Below are 23,191 nucleotides of genomic sequence, written 5' to 3' on the forward strand. Positions count from 1 at the left end.
CCGGCGCGCCCGGTGCGCCCGCACCTTGTGGAGGGTGCCGCAGTGCTCCATCGCGCACCAGCGCCGACGCCCGGGCCGTGAGGTGTCGACGAACAGCAGACGGCAGTTGTGGGACCCGCACTCGCGGATGCGCTCCGCGTACGGCCCGGTGAGGAGCTCGACCGCGTCACGGGCGACCGTGGCCAGCAGCCGCGCGACGGTGGCACCCGGCGCCCACCCGCGCGAACCGTCCGCCTCGATACGGGCGGCGAGCGGCGGCCCGGCGGCGGCGGCGTTGACGGCGTCCAGCTCCCGGCCTCTCGCGGGCCGCCCGTGGGCACGGTCGGCGACGAGCTGGAAGAGCGCGTCGCGCAGGGCACGTGTTTCCGCCAACTCCCCCTGGGTGACCGTCATTTCGAGGCCGTCGGGCAGGCGGCTGCGCTCCACCCAGTCCAGCAGGTCCGCGGGCTCGTGCAACGCCTCGTGACGCGCGAACTCCCCTGGCCCGCCCGTCGTCAGCAGCTCCGTGCACAGCGACCCGGCGTCGAAGCGGTACGGCTTCCCCTCGCGCGACACGAGAGTCAGTCCGGGCGACTTCATTGCAGGCTCACTCACGTAACCACTATAAGTGGTTACCATGACTCAGGCCTCCGCACCTCAGCCCGTACCGACGCCCACGGTCGCGCCGCTGCACTGGAAAGTCGTCGTCGACACCGCGGACCCGCACGCCCAGGCCGACTTCTGGGCCGCCGCCCTCGGCTATCTGGTCGAGGACCACAGCCCGCTGATCGAGCGCCTGCTGGGCCTGGGTGCCGTACCTCCCGAGATCGTCGTCGAGTCCCACGGCCGCCACGCCTGGCGGGACGCGGCCGGCGTACGGCACCCGCAGGATCCGTACGAGAAGGAGAGCGGGACGGGGCTCGGGCGGCGGCTGCTCTTCCAGCGCGTCCCGGAGCCGAAGACGGTGAAGAACCGGCTGCACATCGACCTGCACAGCGGGGGCGGGCAGTTGGAGACGGAGGTCGCGCGACTGACCGGGCTCGGGGCGACGGTCCTGCAGGAGGTGAACGAGCCCTCCGGCCGGTGGGTGGTGATGGCGGACCCGGAGGGCAACGAGTTCTGCCTCCACTGAGCCGCGGCGGCCCGGACCACGGGGCCCGCGGCCTGAGATCCTGGGGCGCGGCGCTCGGGACTTGGGCATGGGGCACGGGAGTTGGGGCTCGGCGCTTGGGCTTGAGGCTCGGCGCTTGGGGCCTGGGGCCTGGGCCCCGAGGGCCACCGTCGCAGGTGAACGTGAGGCATCCGCTATACGAACACCTCTGACCGGATTGCGCTCTTGACGGAACGTCAACCCCGGCTTCACCATCAGGCACCCATTTCCGCAAGGAATCCAAGGAATCCAAGGAATTCGGAGCCCCCCACATGAAGCTCTCTGTTCCCGGACGTGCCACGGGTGTCGCGGCCCTGGCGGTTGCCGCGCTGCTCACCACGAGCGCGATAGCCGACGCCGCGCCCACGCGCGCGGCCGCCGCACCGGACATACCCGTGGCCAACGTCAAGGCCCACCTCACCCAACTGCAGTCCATAGCCACCGCCAACGGCGGCAACCGCGCCCACGGCCGCGCCGGCTACAAGGCGTCCCTCGACTACGTGAAGGCCAAGCTGGACGCGGCCGGCTTCACCACCACCATCCAGCAGTTCACCGCCTCCGGCCGCGTGGGGTACAACCTGATCGCCGACTGGCCCGGCGGCAACGCCAACCAGGTCGTCATGGCGGGCTCCCACCTCGACAGCGTCTCGTCGGGGGCCGGCATCAACGACAACGGCTCGGGTTCGGCAGCCGTCCTGGAGGCCGCGCTCGCGGTGTCCCGGGCCCAGTACCAGCCCACCAAGCACCTGCGGTTCGCCTGGTGGGGAGCGGAGGAGCTCGGCCTGGTCGGCTCGCGCTACTACGTCAACAACCTCTCCAGCACGAACCGCGCGAAGATCAGCGGCTATCTGAACTTCGACATGATCGGGTCGCCGAACCCCGGCTACTTCGTCTACGACGACGACCCGGCCATCGAGAAGACCTTCAAGGACTTCTACGCCGGTCTCGGCGTCGCGACCGAGATCGAGACCGAGGGCGACGGCCGCTCGGACCACGCCCCCTTCAAGAGTGCGGGCATCCCCGTCGGCGGCCTCTTCACCGGCGCCAGCAACACCAAGTCCGCGGCGCAGGCCGCCAAGTGGGGCGGCACGGCCGGCCAGTCGTTCGACCGCTGCTACCACTCGTCGTGCGACACGACGGCGAACATCAACGACACCGCCCTGAACCGGAACAGTGACGCGCTCGCGTACGCGGTGTGGGAGCTGTCGGAGTAGACCGGCCCGTCCCGCTCCCACCGCTCCCACTCCGGGGTGGCCGACGACTGCATGCGTGTGCATATACTGCATACGCGTGTAGTCGTCGTACGCCCTCGATGCCGGAGCTCTCATGAACCGCCACTTCCTCTTCCTGCTGGGCAGCAGCCGCGACAGCGGCAACACGGAACTGCTGGCCCGCAGAGCCGCCGAACAGCTGCCCGCCGATGTCACACAGCGGTGGCTCGCCCTGGCCGAGCATCCGCTGCCCGACTTCGAGGACCTGCGCCACGACAGTGACCACGTCCGCCCGTCCGGCGACAACACGGCGCTGCTCCTCGACGCGACACTCGCGGCGACGGACATCGTCATCGCCTCGCCGCTGTACTGGTACTCCCTGTCCGCGCACACCAAGCGCTACCTCGACCACTGGTCGGGGTGGCTGCGCACCCCCGGTCTCGACTTCAAGAAGACGATGGGCGGGCGCACGCTGTGGGGCGTCACCGCTCTCGCGCACGAGGAGGAAGAGGTCGCCGATCCTCTCGTCGGCACGCTCAACCACTCGGCCGCGTACATGGGGATGCGCTTCGGCGGGGTCCTCCTCGGCAACGGCAGCAAGCCCGGCGACGTACTCACCGACTCCGCCGCGCTGACCCGTGCCAAGACGTTCTTCGCCCAGGAGCCCCCGCTCGCCCGCTTCCCCTACGAAAGCTGAGCTGAGCCGAGGGGAAACCCGAGCCGGGCGGGCCCGCGCCCTACGCGGTGATGTCCTTGGCCGTGAACCGAGCCCAGGCCGCCGCGCCGAACACCGCCGCGTAGAGCACCTGGACCTCCAGGTTGCGGATCAGGTCGTCCCAGTAGACGGGATCACGCATGAGGTCGGCGAACGACAGCCAGTAGTGCGAGAAGAAGTACGGCTGTATCGCGTGGAGCTGGGGTATCTGGTCGAGGATCTGCACGGTGATGAGCAGGCCGACGGTCGTCGCCATCGCGGCGATCCCGCTGTTCGTCATGGTCGAGACGAACAGGCCCAGCGCCGCGACACCTATGAGTGACGCGGCGACGGTCAGCGCGATCAGCAGCGCCCGGCCCAGCCCTTCACCGAAACTGATGCGGGTACCGGAGATCGTCGTCAGTTCACCGAGCGGGAACAGGAGTGCGCCCACGATGAGCGCCGAGGTCGCCACGACGAGTGTCGCGATGACGCAGAAGGCCAGGGTGGTCGCGTACTTGGTGATCAGCAGGCGCGTACGTCCCGCCGGGGCGACCAGGAGATAGCGCAGCGTCCCGCCGCCGGCCTCGCCCGCTATCGCGTCACCCGCGACGACGCCGACCGCCATCGGCAGGAAGAACGGCAGTGTGGCGGCCAGCGCGGTGAACACCAGGAACAGTCCGTTGTTGGTGATCTGCGCGATGAACGCCGGCCCTTCGCCGCCGCCTCCTCCGGCGGACGACCCGTCGCTCGTCTCGACCTTGATCGCGATGCCGACCAGTACCGGCACGGCGGCGAGCACCGCGAGCAGCGCGATCGTCCGCCAGCGCCGGAGTGTGGTGCTCAGCTCGTTGCGCAGCAGGCCGAGGGTCCACAGGGGACTCGGCGCCCGTCCGGCGACGGCCGTCGCCGGGGCCGGGGCTGGGCCGGCTGCCGACGGCTCGGCGGCCTCAGCCCGCGACATCGAATCCCTCCCCCGTGAGTGCCACGAACGCGTCCTCCAGCGAGGCCCGCTCGACCCCGAAACCGCGAACGCGGACACCCGCCGTCACCAGTGCCGCGTTCACCTCGGCGAGGTCGAGGTCCGGCGGATCGGCGGTCACCCGGTCCTCGGTGACGACGACATCGCTCACGCCCTGCTCCTTCAGCACCCGGGCCGCGTCGCCGGGGTCGGGTGTGGTCACGACGAGCCGGCCGCGCGCGCCCGCCGCGAGCTCGGCGACCGGACCCTGCGTGATCAGCCGACCCTGTGCCATCACCGCGGCGTGTGTGCAGACCTGCTCGATCTCGTCGAGCAGGTGCGAGGAGAGGAACACGGTCGTGCCGTCCGAGGCCAGTTCGCGGACCAGTGCGCGGATTTCGCGCATTCCCTGCGGGTCGAGACCGTTGGTCGGCTCGTCCAGCACGAGCAGCCGCCGAGGTTGCAGCAGGGCGGCCGCCAGTCCGAGCCGCTGCTTCATTCCCAGCGAGTAGGCCTTCGCCTTCTTGCCCGCGGCGGCCGTGAGCCCGACACGGTCGAGCGCGGTCGACACGCGGGCACGCCGGGTGCGCGGGTCGGCGACCGGGTCGGCGGCGTCGTACCGCAGGAGGTTGTCCCGGCCGGAGAGGAAGCCGTAGAGAGCCGGTCCTTCGATGAGCGCGCCCACGTGCGGCAGCACGGCCCGCGCGGCGCGCGGCATGGGCCTGCCCAGGACGCGCGCCGTCCCTGCAGTGGGCTCGATCAGGCCCATCAGCATTCTGATGGTGGTCGTCTTCCCCGAGCCGTTCGGCCCGAGGAAGCCGAAGACGCTGCCTGCCGGGACGGCCAGGTCGAGGCCGTCGACGGCGAGCTGCCCGCCGCGGAAGCGCTTGGTCAGCGCGCGGGTGGCGATCACGGTGTCACCCGCGGCCACGGAATCGTCCGTGGCCGCCGTGCCGTCCGTGGCCGCCGTGCCGTCCATGGCCGCGGGTGGCACGGCGCCCGAGGTCGCGGTCGCTTTCGCGTCCGCCTCCGCCGTGCCGCCCGCGCCTGCCGTGCCCCCGTCCGCGGTGGACAGTTCCGCCATCGACTCCCTCGATTCGCCTTGCCCTCGGAGAGACCCGCCGTGAGCGGGCCGGCGGGCCTACTTCGCCGCGTTGGCCGCCTTCACCAGTGCGTCCTTGGTGACCGCGCCCGCGTAGACCTTGCCGTCATCCGTGATCAGCGCGTTCACCAGGCGGGTCGAGAAGACCGTGCCCGAGCCGAACTTGCCGCTCACGTGGTCGCCCAGCGAGTCCAGGAACCGGCCCGCGTCACCGCCGCCGGAGCCCCCCGACGGGATGCCCTCGCCACCCGTGTCGAACTGGGCGATGGAGCCCCAGCCCTCACCGATGACGTCAAGGCCCTGGAACTCCTTGCCCAGGTCCTCGCCGCGCCCGGGGCGCTCCTTGTCACCCTTGTCGCCCTTGTGGGCGTTGCCGTCCTTGTGTGCCGGGCCCTCGGACTTCGGCTCGTCGCCCTCGGTGACCTTGGTGCCCTTCGGCGGGCTGAAGTCGAAGGTGGAGGCCGCCGGCTTGGCGAAGTCGACCTCGGTGAAGCCCGCGTCGACCACGGCCGCGCCGCCGCTCGCCGGCGTGAGCGTGAACTTCAGCGGCAGGCCGGTCTTCGCGTCGACGGCGATGGAGATCGCGCCGACCGTCGAACCGGACTGCTTCGGCTTGATCAGCAGCTTGTAGGCGTCACGGCCGGCGACCTGCGCCGTGCCGTCGACGGTCACGGACGTCGTGCTGTCGACCGCCTTCAGCGCCTCGTCGGCCAGGGCCTTGGGCGTGGCCGGCACATCCTCCGGCCTGTCCTTCGTCCCCTTGTCGGCGGAACCGGACGAGCCGTCCTGCATGTGGTAGGCCTCGTTCGACGCGCTGTCGTACGCCCACACCTCGTCGCCGTTGCGGATCACGCTGTACTCGGCGGCCTTGTCGAGCAGGGACAGCTTCTGCTTGTCCTCGCCGTCGGCCGCGACCCGCAGCGTGTGCGTACCGGACGCCAGTTCCAGCAGCTTGGACGACGGGTCCGCGGACGAACCCGAGCCGTCGCGCCCGCCCATCCCGCCGCCGAGGCTGCTCTCCAGGCCGCCGAGGCTCGGCAGGCCCAGGTCCGTACTGATCTTCACCGTGCCGGACAGCCGCTGCACGTCCGACGCGGCGATCTTCTCGATGAGCTGCTGGGCGCTGACATCCGGCAGGTCGGGGTCTCCGGAGCCCGCGAACGCCGGGACCAGCCCGATGGTCGCCGCCGCCACCCCCACCACCGCAACGGGAACGACGTACCGCGCGGCTTTGCGCCGGCCGACGCGCATGTCGTCGGCCTCGTCCCCGGTCATGCTGTCGTCGGATTCGTACGGTGCCATGTGTGCCCTACCTCCGTCGTCGGCGGCGGCTTACCGTCCACGCACTCGTCCACCCCTGGCCGCCATTGTCACCCGAACTCCTGTGAAGTGGTGTTTCCAATCTGACCAAATCGGCCGGAGGAAAGCGTCAGACCTCGGAGCCAACTCCGCCTACACCTGCGGTATGACATGGGTGGACGGCGCCTCCCCCGACCCGTAGGGGTCGTGTGGGGGAGACACCGTCCAAGTAACTCGCCGCAACTCGCCAATCCGCCCACCCGATGGGGCCTTCAGGCCACTGAGGAAGAGAGACCGCGCGGGTCAGCCCGCCCGGTGCACCACCGCGTCGCACAGCTCCACCAGAGCCGCCTTCGCGTAGCACTCCGGGAGCGGCGCCAGCGTGGCGCGGGCCTCCTCCGCGTACCGCACGGTGTCGCGGCGGGCCTGGTCCAGCGCGGGGTGGACGCGCAGCCTGGCCAGCGCCTCCGCATGCCGTGCGTCGTCCGTCAGGTCCGAGGCGAGCAGCTCGGACAGGGCGATGTCCTCGGCGAGCCCGAGCCGCTCCACGCGCTCACGCAGCAGCAGTACGGGCATCGTCGGGATGCCCTCGCGCAGATCCGTGCCCGGCGTCTTGCCGGACTCCCGCGAGTCGCTCGCGATGTCCAGGACGTCGTCGGCGAGCTGGAAGGCGACGCCGAGCCGCTCGCCGTACTGCGTCAGCACGTCGACGACCGTCTCGTCGGCGCCCGACATCATCGCGCCGAACCGTCCCGCCACGGCGATCAGCGAGCCGGTCTTGCCGCTGAGCACGTCCATGTAGTGGTCGACCGGGTCGCGCCCGTCACGCGGTCCGGCCGTCTCCAGGATCTGGCCGGTGACCAGCCTCTCGAAGGCCTCCGCCTGGATGCGTACGGCCTCGGGACCCAGGTCGGCCAGGATGTGCGAGGCACGCGCGAAGAGGAAGTCCCCGGTGAGGACGGCGACCGAGTTGTCCCAGCGGCTGTTGGCGCTGGGCACTCCGCGGCGCACGTCCGCCTCGTCCATCACGTCGTCGTGGTACAGCGTGGCGAGGTGGGTCAGCTCGACGACGACCGCCGAGGGCACGATGCCCGGCGCGTACGGGTCGCCGAACTGGGCGGCGAGCATCACGAGCAGCGGCCGGAACCGCTTGCCGCCCGCACGCACGAGGTGCTGCGCGGCTTCCGTGATGAACGGGACCTCGCTCTTGGTGGCCTCGAGCAGGCCCTCCTCGACAGCCACCAGTCCGGCCTGGACATCGGCTTCGAGAGCCTGGTCCCGCACGCTCAGCCCGAACGGCCCGACGACGGTCACGAGGGTCTCCTGTCTGCTGACGCTCTCAACGGCGGTCTCTGGATGCTCTGGGTGTGCTGGGTGCTGTGGGTGTTTGTCGATGTGTCGCTGCTGGCACTCAAGTCAGCGTATCCGGTCGTCTTTCGATCACGATGAGCGCCCGCCCGTCACCCGCCACCACCCTGCCTGACACGCTCCACCTGGTCCCTTTTGCCCCGTCGGCCAGGCCGGGCCGTATCGGAGCACGAGGGGTATGTTCCTGATCTGGTGATACGGCTGATACGACTGGTACGTCCTGAAAAAGGGAGTCTTTTCGGGACGTGATGAATCTTGTCCGACAGTGCGACCGAGAACGGTCCCGCTCCCGTCTCCGGTCCAGGGCCCTGGGACGGGCAGGCGAGGGGGCGGGCGGGCGGATGCCGCCCTGCCGCCGGAGACCGGGCGGCACGCGAGCCCTCTGATCGTTCCGAGGTTCGCTCCGGGGTTCGCTCCGGGGTTCGCTCCGGGGTTCGCTTCGAGGTTCGCTCCGGGTGGCGACGGGCCCGCGGGCCTCCACGAGAGCTCCGGCGGCTCCGCTCGTGATCACCGCCGTACCCCGGCCGCGTCGCACGACGCACCCGGTCCACTGAGGTGACACCCACGGGCATCCGTACGCCCTTCCCTTACGAGTCCTACGAGTCCTACGAGCCCCTACGGGACGACTCATGCTCGGCCCACGACTCACTCTCGGCCTACGAAACGACTCACGACGATGTCCGCGTTCCCCTCACGGACGGAACCAAGCTCCACGCGCGCGTGGCATCCCCTCAGTGCCGAACCCGAACCCGAGCCCGAACCCGCACTCGCACCCGCGCTTCCCGAATACCTCCCCCTCCCGCCCTGCTGACCGGACGCGCCCGGAGCCTGACAACTCGTCACGGTCGCGATCCGACGGCTCCCGGAAATTGGGTTCACCGGAGAACGTGATGGTTCTCCGGAGAACGTGACGCACGGAACCGAACGCCACCCGCCACACCTTTCCTCCGGCCGTCGCATCCGACTCGCCGCCTTCTCCACCGGGCGTCAACTCCTCTGCCACGTCGGACGAAACCCATCCCGAACGCCCTCCGCCGACCGGTCCTGCCGTCGGAGGCGGGTGTCGAGTCGCACTCCGAAATCACCGGTGGTGAGGCGGACTTCAGAACCCACGGCGAGGACCGGTCAGTGAAAGGCGGCGGCAAGATGGTGTTCCAAGGCGTCCAGGGAAGGGGATTCCGCGAACAGGGGGATGACTTCGCGGGCTCCCGCATTCATCCTTCAGAACCCCGAACAGACGGGACGAAACCGACCGCGTGGGGCAAGAGCCGCGGGTGACACGGGAGTTGAGCGATGGCGGGAAATCGCTCCTGTGCCGACACGGTTTTGCGCGGCGGAGCGAACGAATCGTGGTTGACCGAGGAAATTGTGACGCATCTCGACGAAGGAAAGATCGACCGTCTCCGTGGGAGAGCGCCGGGAATGGCGCGGCGACCGGTCCGGCGTTCCGCACAGCGGAAATGCGGCGATCCCACACCTCCACAGCACTCCCCCGCGCACCGACGGGAGGCGATCACCGGCCTCGCCGACCTCACCGGCCCCACCGGTGACCACTGGCGCCCACATCCACCCACCAGCACCCATCAGCGCTCGACAGCGCCCAACCGACACCGCCCGGCCCCGTCCTGGCCCTGTCCGGCACTCGTGAGCCCGACGCCCTCGTCCGACCCTCACCCAGTCCGGTGTATCACCTTTCTTCTGGACATACGGCGTTCGATACGACCCGCAAGTCGCTGGAACCTCCCGAAGACGACCGAGTTGCCCGTATTGCCGAGCGATTTCCCTAATTCCCCATGTGCGCAAGTGAATTGAGTCACGCTCGCCCAAAGTGATCATTTCGCCCGGTCGGTCGATTTCCCTTCACGGAAAGCAAGTTGAACTTTGCCTTCCGAATGGATCAAGGGATATTCGCCCGACAAGGCCGGTCATAACCGCTGCTGTGCGAATTCGGGGCTTGTTCACGGCATGTGCTCTCGCATACGTTCACGTCACTCCGGACGGATCGCCTAATCCTGCCGCCGCCCGGAAATCCCACCCACCCATTCACTCGCGTACGGCAGGAGCGGGGGACCCAGGTAAGCCGTCGGTCCGGATATCGGATCGACTAGGGGTTTAGTCGCGTACAGCACGCGGCCGGGCATCTCCCGCCCGAACCCGACAGCTCACCTCGCAGGCGTCGGAGAGGAATTCGGCATGGCCGCACGAGGTAAGCACCGCCGCCCCAGAACGAGCCCCCTCACCCGTGGCATCGTCGCCGCGGGGACGGGCGGCGCCGCGCTCGCACTTCCCCTCGTGGGGGCGACCGGCGCCCACGCCGCCCAGCCGGCCCAGGCGGCACAGTCCGCTCCGGCCGCGGTCCCGCAGGTCTCACTGATCACCTACAAGGTGGTCTCGGGCGACACCCTGTCGAAGATCGCGAAGGCGCACACCAAGGGCGACTGGAAGAAGCTCTACAAGGCCAACCGTGCGGTCATCGGCAACGACCCGGCACTCATCCGCCCGGGCCTCAAGCTGACCGTGGGCACCAAGAACGCCCAGACGTCCGCCAAGACGGCCAAGGCGACCACCGCTTCCGCCGTCACCCCCGCCTCGGCGAAGACGTACGCGGACAACCTCGACGGCTGGATCAGGGAGTCGCTGGACGTCATGGCCCAGCAGGGCATCCCCGGCACCTACGACGGCATCCACCGCAACATCATCCGCGAGTCGTCCGGGAACCCGCAGGCCCTGAACAACTGGGACTCCAACGCGGCCGCCGGTACGCCGTCGAAGGGGCTCCTCCAGGTCATCGACCCGACCTTCACCGCGTACCACGTGCCCGGGACGTCGCTGGACCCCTTCGACCCGGTCGCCAACATCACGGCGGCGTGCAACTACGCCGCCGACAGGTACGGCTCGATCGACAACGTCTTCGGAGCCTACTGACCGGCTCCCGTGGCCACCCCCTGGCCTGCTCCCCGGCCGACCTGCTGACCCGTCCGCTGTCCCGCCTGCCGACCGATACGCCGGCCCGCCCGGCTGTCGGCGCGGTCGGCGTCGGCACGGTCGTGGTCGGCGGCGCGGTCAGGGGAGCACAGCCGCTCCAGGACGACCGCGATGCCGTCGTCCTCGTTCGAGAGCGTGATCTCGTCGGCGACGGCCTTCAGTTCGGGATGCGCGTTCTCCATCGCGACTCCGTGCGCGGCCCAGTCGAACATGGGGATGTCGTTGGGCATGTCCCCGAAGGCGATGGTCTCGGCCGACGTCAGGCCGAGGTGCCTGGCGGCCAGCGCGAGACCCGTCGCCTTGGTGATGCCGCATGGCTGGAGTTCGACGGTGCCGGGACCCGACATCGTCACGGTGGCGAGGGAGCCGACCGCTCCGCGGGCCGCGGACGCCAACTCGTCGTCGGAGAGAAGAGGATGGCGCAGCAGCACCTTGCTGATGGGCGCCTTCCAGAGGTCGTCGCGGTGCAGCACCCGCACCGCCGGGAGCGTCGGATGCGGCATCTCGTAGCCCGGCTCGATGAGAGTGAGGCCGTCGACCCCGTCCTGGTCGACGGCCGCGTACACCTCGCCGATCTCCGCCTCGATCTTGCCGAGAGCCACCTCGGCCAGCTCGCGTTCGAGCGTGACGGACCACACCATGCGGTCGGCCCCGGCGTCGTACAGCTGCGCACCCTGCCCGCACACCGCGAGCCCCTGGCTGCCCAGTTCGTCCAGCAGCGGCCGTACGCGCGGAGCGGGGCGTCCCGTCACCACGAGGTGACGGGCGCCTCTCCCGACCGCCATCGCCAGCGCGGCGCGTGACCGGTCCGAGAGGGTGTCGTCGCCGCGCAGCAGCGTCCCGTCCAGGTCAGTGGCGATAAGTGAATATGCAATCGGTGCGGCCATGATCAGAGAATACGGATCGGAGGCCCCAACGACTCGACGGGAACCGGACGTCGTTCGGCACCTCGACCGCCTCACGCGTCACCGTATGTCCCATCTGGACCCGGTAGTTCGGGCTGATCCCGTGACATATCAACCGCCCCACAGGCCCCGGCGCACTCCCGTCCGCGACTGCCCACCCCCATGCGCTCCCGTCCACTCCCACGCGCCCCTGCCCTCTCCTTCCGCCAGGTTCGATTCGTCCTCAATCGGACATCGCGAACTCATTGGGCACTGCACACGAACGGTGCCTCCCCGTAACGTGTGCCCCACCCACCCGGAAAGCGAGGCAGCACCCGATGCCCCCCTTCGATGTCACCGAGGGCGATCCCTTCGGCCCGCACAATCTTCCGTACGGCGTCTTCTCCCTGAGCGGCTCCGAACAGCGCAGCGTGGGCGTCCGGCTGGGCGACCACGTCCTCGACGCGGGGGCCGCGGCGGTGGAACTCGGCTCCCCGTACGCCTCCCTGCTCGCCCGCCCCTCGCTGAACCCTCTGCTCGCGGCCGGCCGCACCGCGTGGTCGGACGTGCGGCGCGCGCTCACCGCGTGGGTGACGGTGCCCGCCCACCGCGAGGCTGTCGCGCCCCTGCTCCACCCGCTCTCCGAGGTGACCCTCCACCTCCCCTTCGAGGTCGCCGACTACGTCGACTTCTACGCCTCCGAGAACCACGCCCGGAACGTCGGCCAGATCTTCCGTCCCGACGCCGAGGACTCCCTCACCCCCAACTGGAAGCACCTGCCCATCGGTTACCACGGCCGGTCGGGCACCGTCGTGGTCTCCGGGACGGACGTCGTACGCCCCGCCGGCCAGCGCAAGGCCCCGGCGGACCCGGCGCCGGTCTTCGGCCCGTCCGTCCGGCTGGACATCGAGGCGGAGGTCGGATTCGTCGTCGGCGCCCCCTCCGCGATGGGCACACCGGTGCCGCTGAGCGACTTCCGCGAACACGTCTTCGGTCTCTGCCTCCTCAACGACTGGTCCGCGCGCGACCTCCAGGCCTGGGAGTACGTCCCCCTCGGCCCCTTCCTCGGCAAGTCCTTCGCCACCTCGGTGTCAGCCTGGATCACACCGCTCGACGCACTGGACGACGCCCGGGTCGCGCCCCCGGCCCGCACACACCCCCTCCTCCCTTATCTGGACGACGCCTCGGAGGACCCGGGCGGCTACGACCTGCGCATCTCCGTCGCCGTCAACGGCCATGTGGTGTCCGAGCCGCCGTTCTCCACGATGTACTGGACGGCCGCCCAGCAGCTCGCCCACATGACCGTGAACGGGGCCTCGCTGCGCACGGGCGACCTCTACGGGTCGGGCACGGTGAGCGGGCCCACGGAGAGCGAGCGGGGCTCGCTCCTGGAGCTGACCTGGAACGGCCGCGACACCCTCGACCTCCCGGACGGCAAGCGGACGTTCCTGGAGGACGGCGACGTCGTGACCCTGACGGCCTGGGCCCCCGGCCCGGACGGGACGCGGGTGGGACTCGGCGAAGTGACGGGCCGGATCGCCCCGGGCGCCTGAGCACGCGCCCCCGGGGGCGGGCGGGCTGCCCGCTCGGGGAGGCACCGCGGCCAACCAGGGGTGAGCGGCCACACGTCCGCGGGAAGGCGGGCGACCGTCCGCGCGTGCGTGACCGCGCGGACGGTCGATCGGTCCGGCGGCGCCAGCAAGGTGAAAGCGGCCGTTCCAGCGGGGACTGCTCGGCAGAGGCGACCGTTCCGGCCGGGGCAGCCCGGCAGAGGCGGCCATTCCAGCAGGGGCACCCCGGGGAAAGCGGCCGTTCCAGCGGAGACAACTCGGCAGAGACAGCCCGGTGGAGGCCGCCGTTCCAACGGGGGCAGCCCGGCAGAGGCGGCCGTCCGGCCGGAGCGGGGCGGTGGAGGCCGCCGTTCCGGCAGGACGTGGCGGCGTCGGCACGGCACTGTGAGCGGCCGCTCCCCAGTCGGGCCGACAGTGGCAGATCTTGTCGCCGCCCGTAGGAAACCGCAGGTCAGCCATCCGTCCGGCGGAGCCGATGGTGGCGCAACACTCTTGCAACACCACATCGCGTACCCCCTGGGTATGGTCCGTCGCATGCCCACCGAACGCATCCGAGAACACGCCGGCCAGGGCGCGACCACCGTCGCGGCCCACCGGCGTCGGCTGCGCGCGGACCGGGCCAGGCAACTCGCCGACCTGCTGCGCCACCAGGTACTGGCAGGCGGCTTCCCGGACGGCACACTGCCGCACGAGGCGGCCATCGGGACCGACTACCGCGCCTCGCGGGGCACCGTGCGCCAGGCACTCGACCTGCTGCGGGCCGAGGGCCTGGTGGAACGGCTGCCGGGGGTCGGCACGGTCGTCGTCGCCGAGAAGTACCCGCACGGGCTCGACCGGCTGATGGGACTCGCGGAGACCCTGCGCGAACACGGCCGGGTCAGCAACGAGGTCCGCTCGGCCGGCCCGGTCGCCGCGCCGGCCCCCGTCGCGGAACGGCTCCGCGTACCCGTCGGTGCCGACGTCCTCTACATCGAGCGGCTGCGGCGGCTGAACGGCCTGCCGCTCTCCCTCGACCTCACCTACATCCCCCTCGACCTCGGCACCGCTCTGCTCGGCGCCGACCTGGAGAACACCGATGTCTTCCGCCTCCTGGAAGCCATCACCGGACAGCCGCTCGGGCACGCCGAGATCACCCTGGAGGCCGTCAACGCGGACGCGCACTCCGCGACCGTGCTCCAGGCCCCGCGCGGCTCGGCCGTCCTCATGCTGGAACGCCTCACGCACCTCGCCGACGGCCGCCCCGTCGACCTCGAGTTCATCCGCTTCCGCGGTGACCGCATCACCATGAGCGGTCTGCTGCGCCGCTCGCTCTGACCGCGCCCCCTTTCCCGTATCAGCAGGACCTCCCTGGAGACAGCCATGCCCTTGGCGCCCCAGCGGGCCGACGTGCCCGTGACCATCGACGAGTCGAAGTGCATCGACGGCTGCACGCTCTGTGTGGACATGTGCCCCCTGGACTCCCTCGCCATCGACAACAGCAACGGCAAGGCCTACATGCACGTCGACGAGTGCTGGTACTGCGGCCCGTGCGCGGCCCGCTGCCCCACCGGAGCCGTCACGGTCAACATGCCCTATCTGCTCCGGTGAGAGGCCCGAATCCCCATGACACCCCTGGCCTTGCAGCGCCCGATCAGGAAACGTCCGGCTTCGAAACGGCCGGTCCCGAAGCGTCCGGCCCTGAAGCGTTCCGCGGTCGCGGTCACCGCGGTCGCCCTTCTGTTCCCGCTGGCCGGCTGCGGCGGTGACGCCGAGGCCGGCGACGCCTCCACGGTCACCGTCACCGTCGGCTACCAGTCCAAGACGATCAACACGGTCACGGCGGGCACGCTCCTGCGCTCCCTCGGCTACTTCGAGAAACAGCTGAACGCGCTGGGCGACGGCGTCACCTACAAGGTGGACTGGCAGGACTACGCGACCGGCGCCCCGATCACCGCCCAGATGACCGCCGGGAAGATCGACATCGGTTCGATGGGCGACTTCCCCCTCCTCATCAACGCGGCCCGCGGCAAGCAGCTGGGCCGTCCCACCCGCCTCGTCTCCGTCACCGGATACAACCTGCGCGGCGGCCTCAACACCATCGTCACCGCACCGGACTCGAAGCTCGCCTCCCTGAAGGACCTGCGCGGCAGGAAGGTGTCCACGAGCATCGGCTCGGCGGCCGACGGCACCCTCGTACGGGCCCTGCAGCGCGCCGGGATCGACCCGGACAAGGGCATCGAGAAGCTCAACCAGCAGCCCGCGGTGGGGGCCTCGGCGCTCTCGGCGGGCAGCACGGACGCGCTGTCGCAGTTCGTCGCGTGGCCGGGCCTGCTCGCCTTCCAGGGCAAGGCGAAGGCCCTCTACGACGGCGCCGAACTGAACCTGCCGACCTTCCACGGAGTCACCGCCCGCGAGGACTTCGCGCAGAAGCGCCCCGCCGTCCTCGAAGCCTTCCTCAAGGCGCAGTCGCAAGCGACGGACTACCTGCACGACCATCCGGTGACCGCTGCGGAGAAGGTCGCGAAGGCGACCGCGCTGCCCGCCGAGGTCGTGTACCTCTACAACGGCGCGCACGGCATCGCCACCTTCGACCCGGCCATCAAGCCGAAGCTCGTCTCCGCCCTGAAGAAGGACGTCTCGATCCTGAAGTCGGCGAAGCTGACGGGGGACGTGGACGTGGCCTCCTTCGTCGACGACCGGTACGTCAGGAAGGCTCTCGGCCCGGACTACGCCGAGCGCCTGGCCTCGGCGCCCGCACCGGCGGCGAGCGAGGTGTGGGCCAAGGGCGCCTCCGAGACGCGTGCCTTCAAAACGCCCGCCGAACTGCTGGCCTACGTCGCGAAGCACAAGGACGGCATCCGCGCCGCCTACGTCCCCGACGCCACCACCGGCACCCCGTGGTTCGCCGACAGGGCGGTGTGGGTGGCCGACGGCGAAGAGCTGCTGCCCTTCGTCACCCCGGCGACCGCGAAGGCGTACGCCGCCGGCCACGCGGGCGCCCGCATCGTCACCTACGACACCGCACTGGAGCGGGCGTCGTGACCCGGTACGCGCTGCGGGCGGCCTCACTGGCGGCCGCCCTGGGGCTGTGGCAGCTGCTGACCAGCCTGAACATCGACCTGTGGCTGCGCTTCTCGCAGTTCCCCACGGTCGCCGACGTGGCCCGTACGTTCGCCGACCGCCTGGCCGGCCCCGACTACTGGACCGACCTCACCGACAGCCTCACCCGGATCCTCACCGGCTTCCTGCTCGCGGCCGTCCTGGGAGTCGCGACGGGCGTGCTCGTGGCACGCTCGCGCCTCGCCGAGGACCTGCTCGGCCCGCTGCTGGAGGTCATCCGCCCGATCCCGGCCATCGCCCTCGTCCCCGTCGCGATCCTCCTCTTCCCCTCCAACGAACAGGGCATCGTCTTCATCACCTTCACGGCGGCCTACTTCCCGGTCCTGGTCTCCGCCCGGCACGCGGTCCGGGCCCTGGCCCCCGCCTGGGAGGAGGCGGTACGCACGATGGGCGGCGGCCGGTGGAGGATTCTCGGCTCGGTCGTCCTGCCGGGTGCCCTGCCCGGCATCTTCGGCGGCCTCTCGGTCGGCATCGGTGTCTCGTGGATCTGTGTCATCTCCGCCGAGATGATCTCCGGCCAGTACGGCGTCGGCTACCGCACCTGGCAGGACTACACCGTGGTCGACTACCCCGGCGTCTTCGTCGGCATGGTGACCATCGGAGTGCTGGGCTGGCTCACCTCCACGGCCGTGGAACTGCTGGGCCGCCGCCTGACCCACTGGCTGCCTCGCACCTCCTACGTGCCCGGAGCGCGCACCCGGACACCGAAGGGCGCCCCGCCCGCCGGCCCCTCCCCCACCACCGGCCGCACCACCGGCCGCACCGAGGAGGCGCGCGATGAGCACCTCGTCTGAGACCCGGACCTCCACCGGTACGGCACCGGTCCGGGCGCCCGCACCGGTGCGCGGCACCCGGCTCACCCTCCGCTCGGCCACGCTCGGCCGCCCGGACGCCACCGCCCTGGACCGCGTCGACCTGGACGTCGCCCCCGGCGAGATCCTCACCGTCGTGGGCCCCTCGGGCTGCGGCAAGTCGACCCTGCTGCGCACCCTGGCCGGACTGCTGCCGCCCCTGGCCGGAACGGCGGAGCAGGACGGCGTGCGCATCGACGAACCTGCGGCGGACCGTGCCCTGGTCTTCCAGGAGGACGCCCTGCTCCCCTGGCGCACCCTGCGAGCGAACGTCGAACTGCCCCTGGCCATCCAGGGGTTGTCACGCGGTGAACGCAGGCGCCAGGCCGAGTCCTGGCTCGGCCGCGTCCAACTCGCCGACCGGTCGGGACAGTTGCCGCACCACGTCTCCGGGGGCCAGCGCCAGCGCGCGCAACTGGCCCGAGCGCTCGCCCCGGGCCCGCGTGCGGTCCTGATGGACGAGCCGTTCGGCGCCCTCGACGCCCAGACCCGGGCCGGCATGCAGGACCTGCTGGTGGAGGTGCTGCACGGCACGGGCGCGACCGTCGTCTTCGTCACCCATGACGTGGACGAGGCCCTGTTCCTCGGGGACCGCGTGGCGCTTCTCGGCTCCGGCCGGCTGACCGCCGTGCGCGAGGTGCCCCGTCCGCGCGACCGTACCGCGCACGACGACCCGGCGCGGGTGGCCCTGCGGCGCGAAGTCCTCGCTTCTCTCAGCACCTGAAAGGCACCCTGGTGGACACCCCGGACACCCGTGACACCCTCCTGGAGATTCCCGCCCTCGGTGACGCCGAGGAGCTCTCCTGCGACGTCCTCGTCATCGGCGGCGGCACGGCCGGCACGATGGCGGCGCTGACCGCCGCCGAGCACGGGGCCGACGTGCTGCTGCTGGAGAAGGCACACGTGCGGCACTCCGGCGCGCTCGCCATGGGCATGGACGGCGTCAACAACGCGGTCATTCCCGGCCGCGCCGAACCCGACGACTACGTCGCCGAGATCACCCGCGCCAACGACGGCATCGTCGACCAGTCCACCGTGCGCCAGACCGCGACCCGCGGCTTCGCGATGGTCCAGCGGCTGGAGTCGTACGGGGTGAAGTTCGAGAAGGACGAGTACGGCGAGTACGCGGTCCGCCAGGTCCACCGGTCCGGCTCGTACGTGCTGCCGATGCCCGAGGGCAAGGACGTGAAGAAGGTCCTCTACCGGCAGCTGCGGCGGCGCGAGATGCGCGAACGCATCCGGATCGAGAACCGCGTGATGCCGGTGCGTGTCCTGACGGACGGGGGCCGCGCGGTGGGCGCCGCGGGCTTCAACACCCGCACCGGGCAGTTCGTCACCGTCCGCGCGGGCGCGGTGATCCTGGCAACCGGCGCCTGCGGCCGTCTCGGCCTGCCCGCCTCGGGCTACCTCTACGGCACGTACGAGAACCCCACCAACGCCGGTGACGGTTACGCCATGGCCTACCACGCCGGCGCCGAGCTCACCGGCATCGAGTGCTTCCAGATCAACCCGCTGATCAAGGACTACAACGGCCCCGCCTGCGCGTACGTCGCCAACCCCTTCGGCGGTTACCAGGTCAACCGGCACGGCGAACGCTTCGTCGACTCCGACTACTGGTCGGGCCAGATGATGGCGGAGTTCGCCGCGGAGGTCGCCTCGGACCGGGGCCCGGTCTACCTGAAACTCAGCCATCTCCCCGAGGAGTCGATCTCCTCGCTGGAGTCGATCCTGCACTCCACCGAGCGGCCCACGCGCGGCACCTTCCACGCCGGACGCGGCCACGACTACCGCACCCACGACGTCGAGATGCACATCTCCGAGATCGGCCTGTGCGGCGGGCACTCGGCTTCCGGCGTACGCGTCGACGACCACGCGCGTACGACCGTGCCGGGGCTGTACGCCGCCGGGGACCTGGCGTGCGTCCCGCACAACTACATGATCGGCGCGTTCGTCTTCGGGGACCTCGCGGGGGCGGACGCCGCCCAGTACCGCGCCCACGAAGGCGAGTTGCCCCAGGATCAGCTGCGCGAGGCGCACGAGCTGATCTACCGCCCGTTGCGCAACCCGGAGGGACCGCCGCAGCCCCAGGTCGAGTACAAGCTCCGCCGCTTCGTGAACGACTACGTGGCCCCGCCCAAGTCCGGTGCCCGGCTGTCGCTCGCCCTGGAGTCCTTCGAGCGGATGCGTACGGACATCTCCGAGATGGGCGGGCGCACCCCGCACGAGCTGATGCGGTGCGCGGAGGTCACCTTCATCCGCGACTGCGCGGAGATGGCGGCCCGCGCCTCGCTGGCCCGCACGGAATCCCGCTGGGGCCTCTACCACGACCGCACGGACCATCCCGCGCGCGACGACTCCTCCTGGTTCCACCACCTCGACCTGCACAAGTCCCCCTCCGGTTCGATGGAGTTCACCGCTCGTCCCGTCGCTCCCTACGCCGTCCCCGTCGACGGTTTCGCCCCGGTCGGCGGGTCCTCCCGGTACATCGGTGAGGTCCACCCGGAGGGCGTCGCCACGGCGGGCGCACGGGACGCGGCACCGGTCGCGACCCGACCGACCACCCCCGAGACGCCCGAAACCGATACCGATACCGGCACCGACACCGGGGCTTCCGGCACCGAATCCGGCGCGGCCGCCGACGCCTCGCCGAGGCTCCTGGCACTTCTCGCCCTCGCCGAGGAGGAGCCCGAACTCGACTTGGTCCGGCCCTACTTGACCGACCCGGATCCCGCCCTCAGGAGGGCGGCCGTCACCGTCCTCACCGAGACCGCCCCCGCCGGCACGGGACCGGCGCTGGCCACCGCTCTCGCCGACACCGACCGTGCCGTGCGCGCCGCCGCCGCGGCCTCCCTGCGTGAACTCGTCGAGACGCTCACGCCCGAACCGGCCCTGCGCGCCCCCCTCACGCAGGCCCTCGCCCAACCCGACCCCGTCGTCCGGGCCGCCGCTCTCGACGTCCTGCGAGCCCTGCGGCTGGGCGACGCCGATCTCTTCGCCCCCGCGCTGGACGACCCCGACACCTCGGTCCGCATCGAAGCGGTCCGGGCGCTGGTCTCCGTCGACGCGGCCCACGCCCTGGCCCTCGCGGCGGCCGACCACTCCCGCGAGGTCCGGGTGACCGTGGCCAAGGCCCTGGCCACGGTGGGCCCGGACCGCGAAACGACCGCAGCCGCCGCCGGTCCCAGGCCCGCCCCGGGGGTCGGAGCTGCCACCGGCACCGGATCCGATGTCGTCCTCGCGGCGCTCGACCGTCTCACCGAGGACCCGGATGCCCTGGTCCGCGGTGCCGCCTTCGCCGCGCTGGCCGGCACGGGTTGCCCCACGCCGCTGGCCACTCGTGCCGTCCACGCCCAGACCGACCCCGCCTGGCAGGTCCGGGCCGGCGCCGCCACCGCGCTGTCCGCGGCGGACGCCGAGACCGCCGTGCCGACCCTCGCCAAGGCCCTGGGCGATCCGAACGCGGACGTCCGGAAGGCCGCGGTCCTGGCACTCGTCCGGCACACCGCACCCGTGGACACCAAGCCCGTGGACACAGAGCCCGTGGACCCCGAGTCCGTGGACACCAGCTCTTCAGCCGCCTCGGCCGCCTTGGGCGCCGATGCCGCCCGGGCAGCCCTCGCCACGGCCACGACGGACTCGGACGCCGACGTCAGGGCGTACGCCTCACGAGCCCTGCGCCGCGTGGAAGCTCCGTGACACGAGGCCCGTGTACCGCACGGGCCTCACACAGAGCACCGAGCACGAAGCACCAAGCACTGACCACCGACCACCGACCACCGACCACCGACCACCGACCACCGACCGAGGCAACCACCCGAAGAGCTTCCGAGATGCGCCTCCGCCCGGGCGGATTCCGAAGGGGCCGCCTCCGCCGACGGGGCTGCCTACATCCAGTCCTCCGGCTCGGGCTCCGCGTCCATCTCGGGCCAGTGCAGCCCCGGGTCGTCGTCCCTCGGAGCAGCCTCCGGCGCCGGTCCGTCGCCGCTCCCCGCACCCGCCGCGGCCCCGGAAGGCCGCTCCAGGGACGCGAGCACCCCGACCACGCCCTCTCCGTACGTCGCGAGCTTCTTCTCGCCGATCCCGCTGATGCCGCCGAGCTCCGCGACGGAGGCAGGCCACAGTATGGCGATCTCCCGCAGCGTGGCGTCGTGGAAGATGACGTACGCCGGGACGCCCTGTTCCTTGGCCTGACCGGCACGCCATGCGCGCAGGGCCTCGAAGGCGGGGAGCAGCTCGGAGGGCATCTCGGCCGCCGCTGCCGCCGCCTTGGCCTTGCGCTCGGCCCGGGAGCCGGACGAGCCGGACGAGCCCGACGAGCCGCGGGAGGAAGCCGGCTTCGGCTGCTCCTTGCGCAGCGGCACGTCCCTCTCGCGCCGCAGCACCGTGCCGCTCGCCTCGGTCAGTACCAGCGTCCCGTACGCGCCCTCGACCGCGAGGAGGCCCTGGGCCAGCATCTGCCGTACGACGCCGCGCCATTCACCCTCGGCCAGTTCCTCGCCGATGCCGAACACGGAGAGCTGGTCGTGGTCGAACTGGATGACCTTGGCCGTCTTGCGTCCGAGGAGGATGTCGACGATCTGGATCGCCCCGAACTTCTGTCCCCGCTCGCGCTGCAGCCGCACCACGGTGGACAGCACCTTCTGGGCCGCGACCGTGCCGTCCCAGGTCTCGGGCGGGACCAGGCACGTGTCGCAGTTCCCACAGGCCTCGGTCACGGGATCCTGGCCGAAGTAGGCGAGCAGCTGGCCGCGCCGGCACTGGGCGGTCTCGCAGAGGGCGAGCATCGCTTCGAGGTGCGCGGCCGCCCGGCGCCGGAACGCCTCGTCGCCCTCGCTCGACTGAATCATCTTGCGCTGCTGTATGACGTCGTTCAGGCCGTAGGCCATCCAGGCCGTGGACGGCAGGCCGTCGCGGCCGGCGCGGCCCGTCTCCTGGTAGTAGCCCTCGACGGACTTCGGCAGGTCGAGGTGGGCGACGAACCGGACGTCCGGCTTGTCGATGCCCATGCCGAAGGCGATGGTCGCGCACACCACGAGGCCGTCCTCGCGCAGGAACCGCGACTGGTGGGCGGCGCGCGTGCCCGCGTCGAGGCCCGCGTGGTACGGGACCGCCGCGATGCCGTTGCGGGCGAGGAACTCGGCCGTCTTCTCGACGGAGTTGCGCGAGAGGCAGTACACGATGCCCGCGTCGCCCGGGTGCTCCTCCTTGAGGAAGGACAGCAGCTGCTTCTTGGGGTCGGCCTTCGGCACGATCCGGTACTGGATGTTGGGCCGGTCGAAGCTGGCCACGAAGTGCCGGGCCTCCGGCATGCCCAGGCGCTGGGTGATCTCCTTGTGCGTGGCGTCCGTTGCCGTGGCGGTCAGCGCGATCCGCGGTACGTCCGGCCAGCGCTCGCCCAGCAGGGAGAGCGAGAGGTAGTCGGGGCGGAAGTCGTGGCCCCACTGCGACACGCAGTGCGCCTCGTCGATCGCGAAGACGGAGATCTTTCCGCGCTTGAGGAGGTCGAGCGTGGACTCCAGGCGCAGCCGCTCGGGAGCGAGGTAGATCAGGTCGAGCTCGCCCGCGAGGAACTCGGCCTCGACGGTGCGCCGCTCGTCGAAGTCCTGCGTGGAGTTCATGAACCCGGCGCGCACGCCGAGCGCCCGCAGCGCGTCCACCTGGTCCTGCATCAGCGCGATGAGGGGTGAGACCACCACGCCCGTACCCGGTCTGACCAGGGCCGGGATCTGGTAGCACAGCGACTTGCCGCCGCCCGTCGGCATCAGGACGACCGCGTCCCCGCCGCTCACCACATGCTCGATGACGGCTTCCTGCTCACCTCGGAAGGCCTCGTAACCGAAGACCCGGTGGAGCGTGCCGAGCGCTTCGCTCTCCGCCACCTCTGTCATCACACCCGTCCCGCCCATCGTCCCGTCCCCCGTACGTCGTGCCTCGACCACTGCGTCCACGATAGGGGTCCGCACCGACAGCCCCAGGGTTATCCACAGGCTGCGACGGAACATCTGCGGAACGCATCCGCCGATGCCGTCTCGAAAAC

17 protein-coding genes, 1 pseudogene and 1 riboswitch are annotated in these 23,191 nt (G+C 71.0%); of the genes and pseudogenes, 11 read left to right on the plus strand and 7 right to left on the minus strand.

Annotated features, from left to right (window positions below; all coding sequences use genetic code 11):
* On the minus strand, window positions 1-579 hold a 579-nt coding region (locus KUF83_RS03490), incomplete at its 3' end, for an ABATE domain-containing protein (protein WP_254643318.1).
* A 37-nt stretch (window positions 580-616) separates the two neighbouring features.
* Between KUF83_RS03490 and KUF83_RS03495 the strand changes: the two genes are divergently transcribed.
* The 3 genes from KUF83_RS03495 to KUF83_RS03505 all read left to right on the plus strand — a co-directional run bounded on the left by KUF83_RS03495 (window position 617) and on the right by KUF83_RS03505 (window position 3,037).
* Window positions 617-1,111 (plus strand): VOC family protein, encoded by a 495-nt coding sequence (locus KUF83_RS03495; protein ID WP_217453036.1) that lies wholly within the window; start codon window positions 617-619, stop codon window positions 1,109-1,111.
* 290 nt (window positions 1,112-1,401) lie between these two features.
* Window positions 1,402-2,343 (plus strand): M28 family metallopeptidase, encoded by a 942-nt coding sequence (locus KUF83_RS03500; protein ID WP_217453037.1) that lies wholly within the window; start codon window positions 1,402-1,404, stop codon window positions 2,341-2,343.
* Between the two features lie 112 nt (window positions 2,344-2,455).
* Window positions 2,456-3,037: a flavodoxin family protein gene (locus tag KUF83_RS03505; RefSeq protein WP_217453038.1), complete on the plus strand. Its 582-nt coding sequence runs from the start codon at window positions 2,456-2,458 to the stop codon at window positions 3,035-3,037.
* A 40-nt stretch (window positions 3,038-3,077) separates the two neighbouring features.
* Here the strand turns inward: KUF83_RS03505 and KUF83_RS03510 are convergent, their stop codons facing one another.
* From KUF83_RS03510 to KUF83_RS03525, 4 genes are all read right to left on the minus strand, one after another.
* On the minus strand, window positions 3,078-3,998 hold the full coding sequence (locus tag KUF83_RS03510; RefSeq protein ID WP_217453039.1) for an ABC transporter permease: 921 nt from the start codon (window positions 3,996-3,998) through the stop codon (window positions 3,078-3,080).
* Entirely contained in the window at window positions 3,985-4,974 is a 990-nt protein-coding gene (locus KUF83_RS03515) for an ABC transporter ATP-binding protein (protein WP_217453067.1), read from the minus strand. The genes KUF83_RS03510 and KUF83_RS03515 overlap by 14 nt, the downstream gene beginning before the upstream one ends.
* A 162-nt stretch (window positions 4,975-5,136) precedes the next feature.
* Window positions 5,137-6,399, minus strand: coding sequence for a sigma-E factor regulatory protein RseB domain-containing protein (locus KUF83_RS03520; RefSeq protein ID WP_217453040.1), 1,263 nt, complete (start codon window positions 6,397-6,399; stop codon window positions 5,137-5,139).
* 300 nt (window positions 6,400-6,699) lie between these two features.
* On the minus strand, window positions 6,700-7,710 hold the full coding sequence (locus KUF83_RS03525) for a polyprenyl synthetase family protein (protein ID WP_217453041.1): 1,011 nt from the start codon (window positions 7,708-7,710) through the stop codon (window positions 6,700-6,702).
* Between the two features lie 2,080 nt (window positions 7,711-9,790).
* Window positions 9,791-9,953, plus strand: a riboswitch (cyclic di-AMP (ydaO/yuaA leader).
* Between the two features lie 4 nt (window positions 9,954-9,957).
* Here KUF83_RS03525 and KUF83_RS03530 point away from each other — a divergent pair.
* Window positions 9,958-10,689 (plus strand): LysM peptidoglycan-binding domain-containing protein, encoded by a 732-nt coding sequence (locus KUF83_RS03530; RefSeq protein ID WP_217453042.1) that lies wholly within the window; start codon window positions 9,958-9,960, stop codon window positions 10,687-10,689.
* A gap of 149 nt (window positions 10,690-10,838) precedes the next feature.
* Here the strand turns inward: KUF83_RS03530 and KUF83_RS03535 are convergent.
* A pseudogene (locus tag KUF83_RS03535) lies at window positions 10,839-11,636 on the minus strand (HAD family hydrolase); the annotation flags it as partial.
* 335 nt (window positions 11,637-11,971) lie between these two features.
* Here KUF83_RS03535 and fahA point away from each other — a divergent pair.
* The 7 genes from fahA to KUF83_RS03570 all read left to right on the plus strand — a co-directional run bounded on the left by fahA (window position 11,972) and on the right by KUF83_RS03570 (window position 20,850).
* Window positions 11,972-13,186 carry a fumarylacetoacetase gene (fahA, locus tag KUF83_RS03540; protein WP_217453044.1) on the plus strand — a complete coding sequence of 405 codons (1,215 nt, stop codon included), beginning with the start codon at window positions 11,972-11,974 and terminating at the stop codon, window positions 13,184-13,186.
* A 552-nt stretch (window positions 13,187-13,738) separates the two neighbouring features.
* Window positions 13,739-14,518, plus strand: a complete 780-nt coding sequence (locus KUF83_RS03545) for a GntR family transcriptional regulator (protein ID WP_217453045.1) — start codon at window positions 13,739-13,741, stop codon at window positions 14,516-14,518.
* 45 nt (window positions 14,519-14,563) lie between these two features.
* Window positions 14,564-14,791, plus strand: coding sequence for a ferredoxin family protein (locus KUF83_RS03550; protein ID WP_217453046.1), 228 nt, complete (start codon window positions 14,564-14,566; stop codon window positions 14,789-14,791).
* Between the two features lie 90 nt (window positions 14,792-14,881).
* Entirely contained in the window at window positions 14,882-16,225 is a 1,344-nt protein-coding gene (locus KUF83_RS03555; RefSeq protein WP_217453068.1) for an ABC transporter substrate-binding protein, read from the plus strand.
* The gene (locus tag KUF83_RS03560; RefSeq protein WP_217453047.1) at window positions 16,222-17,097 is read left to right on the plus strand and encodes an ABC transporter permease; all 876 of its coding nucleotides are present in this window, start codon (window positions 16,222-16,224) and stop codon (window positions 17,095-17,097) included. The genes KUF83_RS03555 and KUF83_RS03560 overlap by 4 nt, the downstream gene beginning before the upstream one ends.
* A complete protein-coding gene (locus KUF83_RS03565; protein ID WP_217453048.1) occupies window positions 17,081-17,878 on the plus strand; it encodes an ABC transporter ATP-binding protein in 798 nt (265 codons plus the stop codon). The genes KUF83_RS03560 and KUF83_RS03565 overlap by 17 nt, the downstream gene beginning before the upstream one ends.
* Before the next feature lie 11 nt (window positions 17,879-17,889).
* Complete coding sequence (locus KUF83_RS03570; RefSeq protein WP_217453049.1) at window positions 17,890-20,850, plus strand: fumarate reductase/succinate dehydrogenase flavoprotein subunit; 2,961 nt, start codon at window positions 17,890-17,892, stop codon at window positions 20,848-20,850.
* 188 nt (window positions 20,851-21,038) lie between these two features.
* On the opposite strand, the gene recQ is transcribed toward KUF83_RS03570, so the two are convergent.
* Entirely contained in the window at window positions 21,039-23,060 is a 2,022-nt protein-coding gene (gene recQ / locus KUF83_RS03575) for a DNA helicase RecQ (protein ID WP_217453069.1), read from the minus strand.
* Window positions 23,061-23,191 lie beyond the last annotated feature (131 nt).

It is taken from the genome of Streptomyces sp. BV286, assembly GCF_019090165.1.
In the GTDB taxonomy this organism is placed as follows: Bacteria; Actinomycetota; Actinomycetes; order Streptomycetales; family Streptomycetaceae; genus Streptomyces.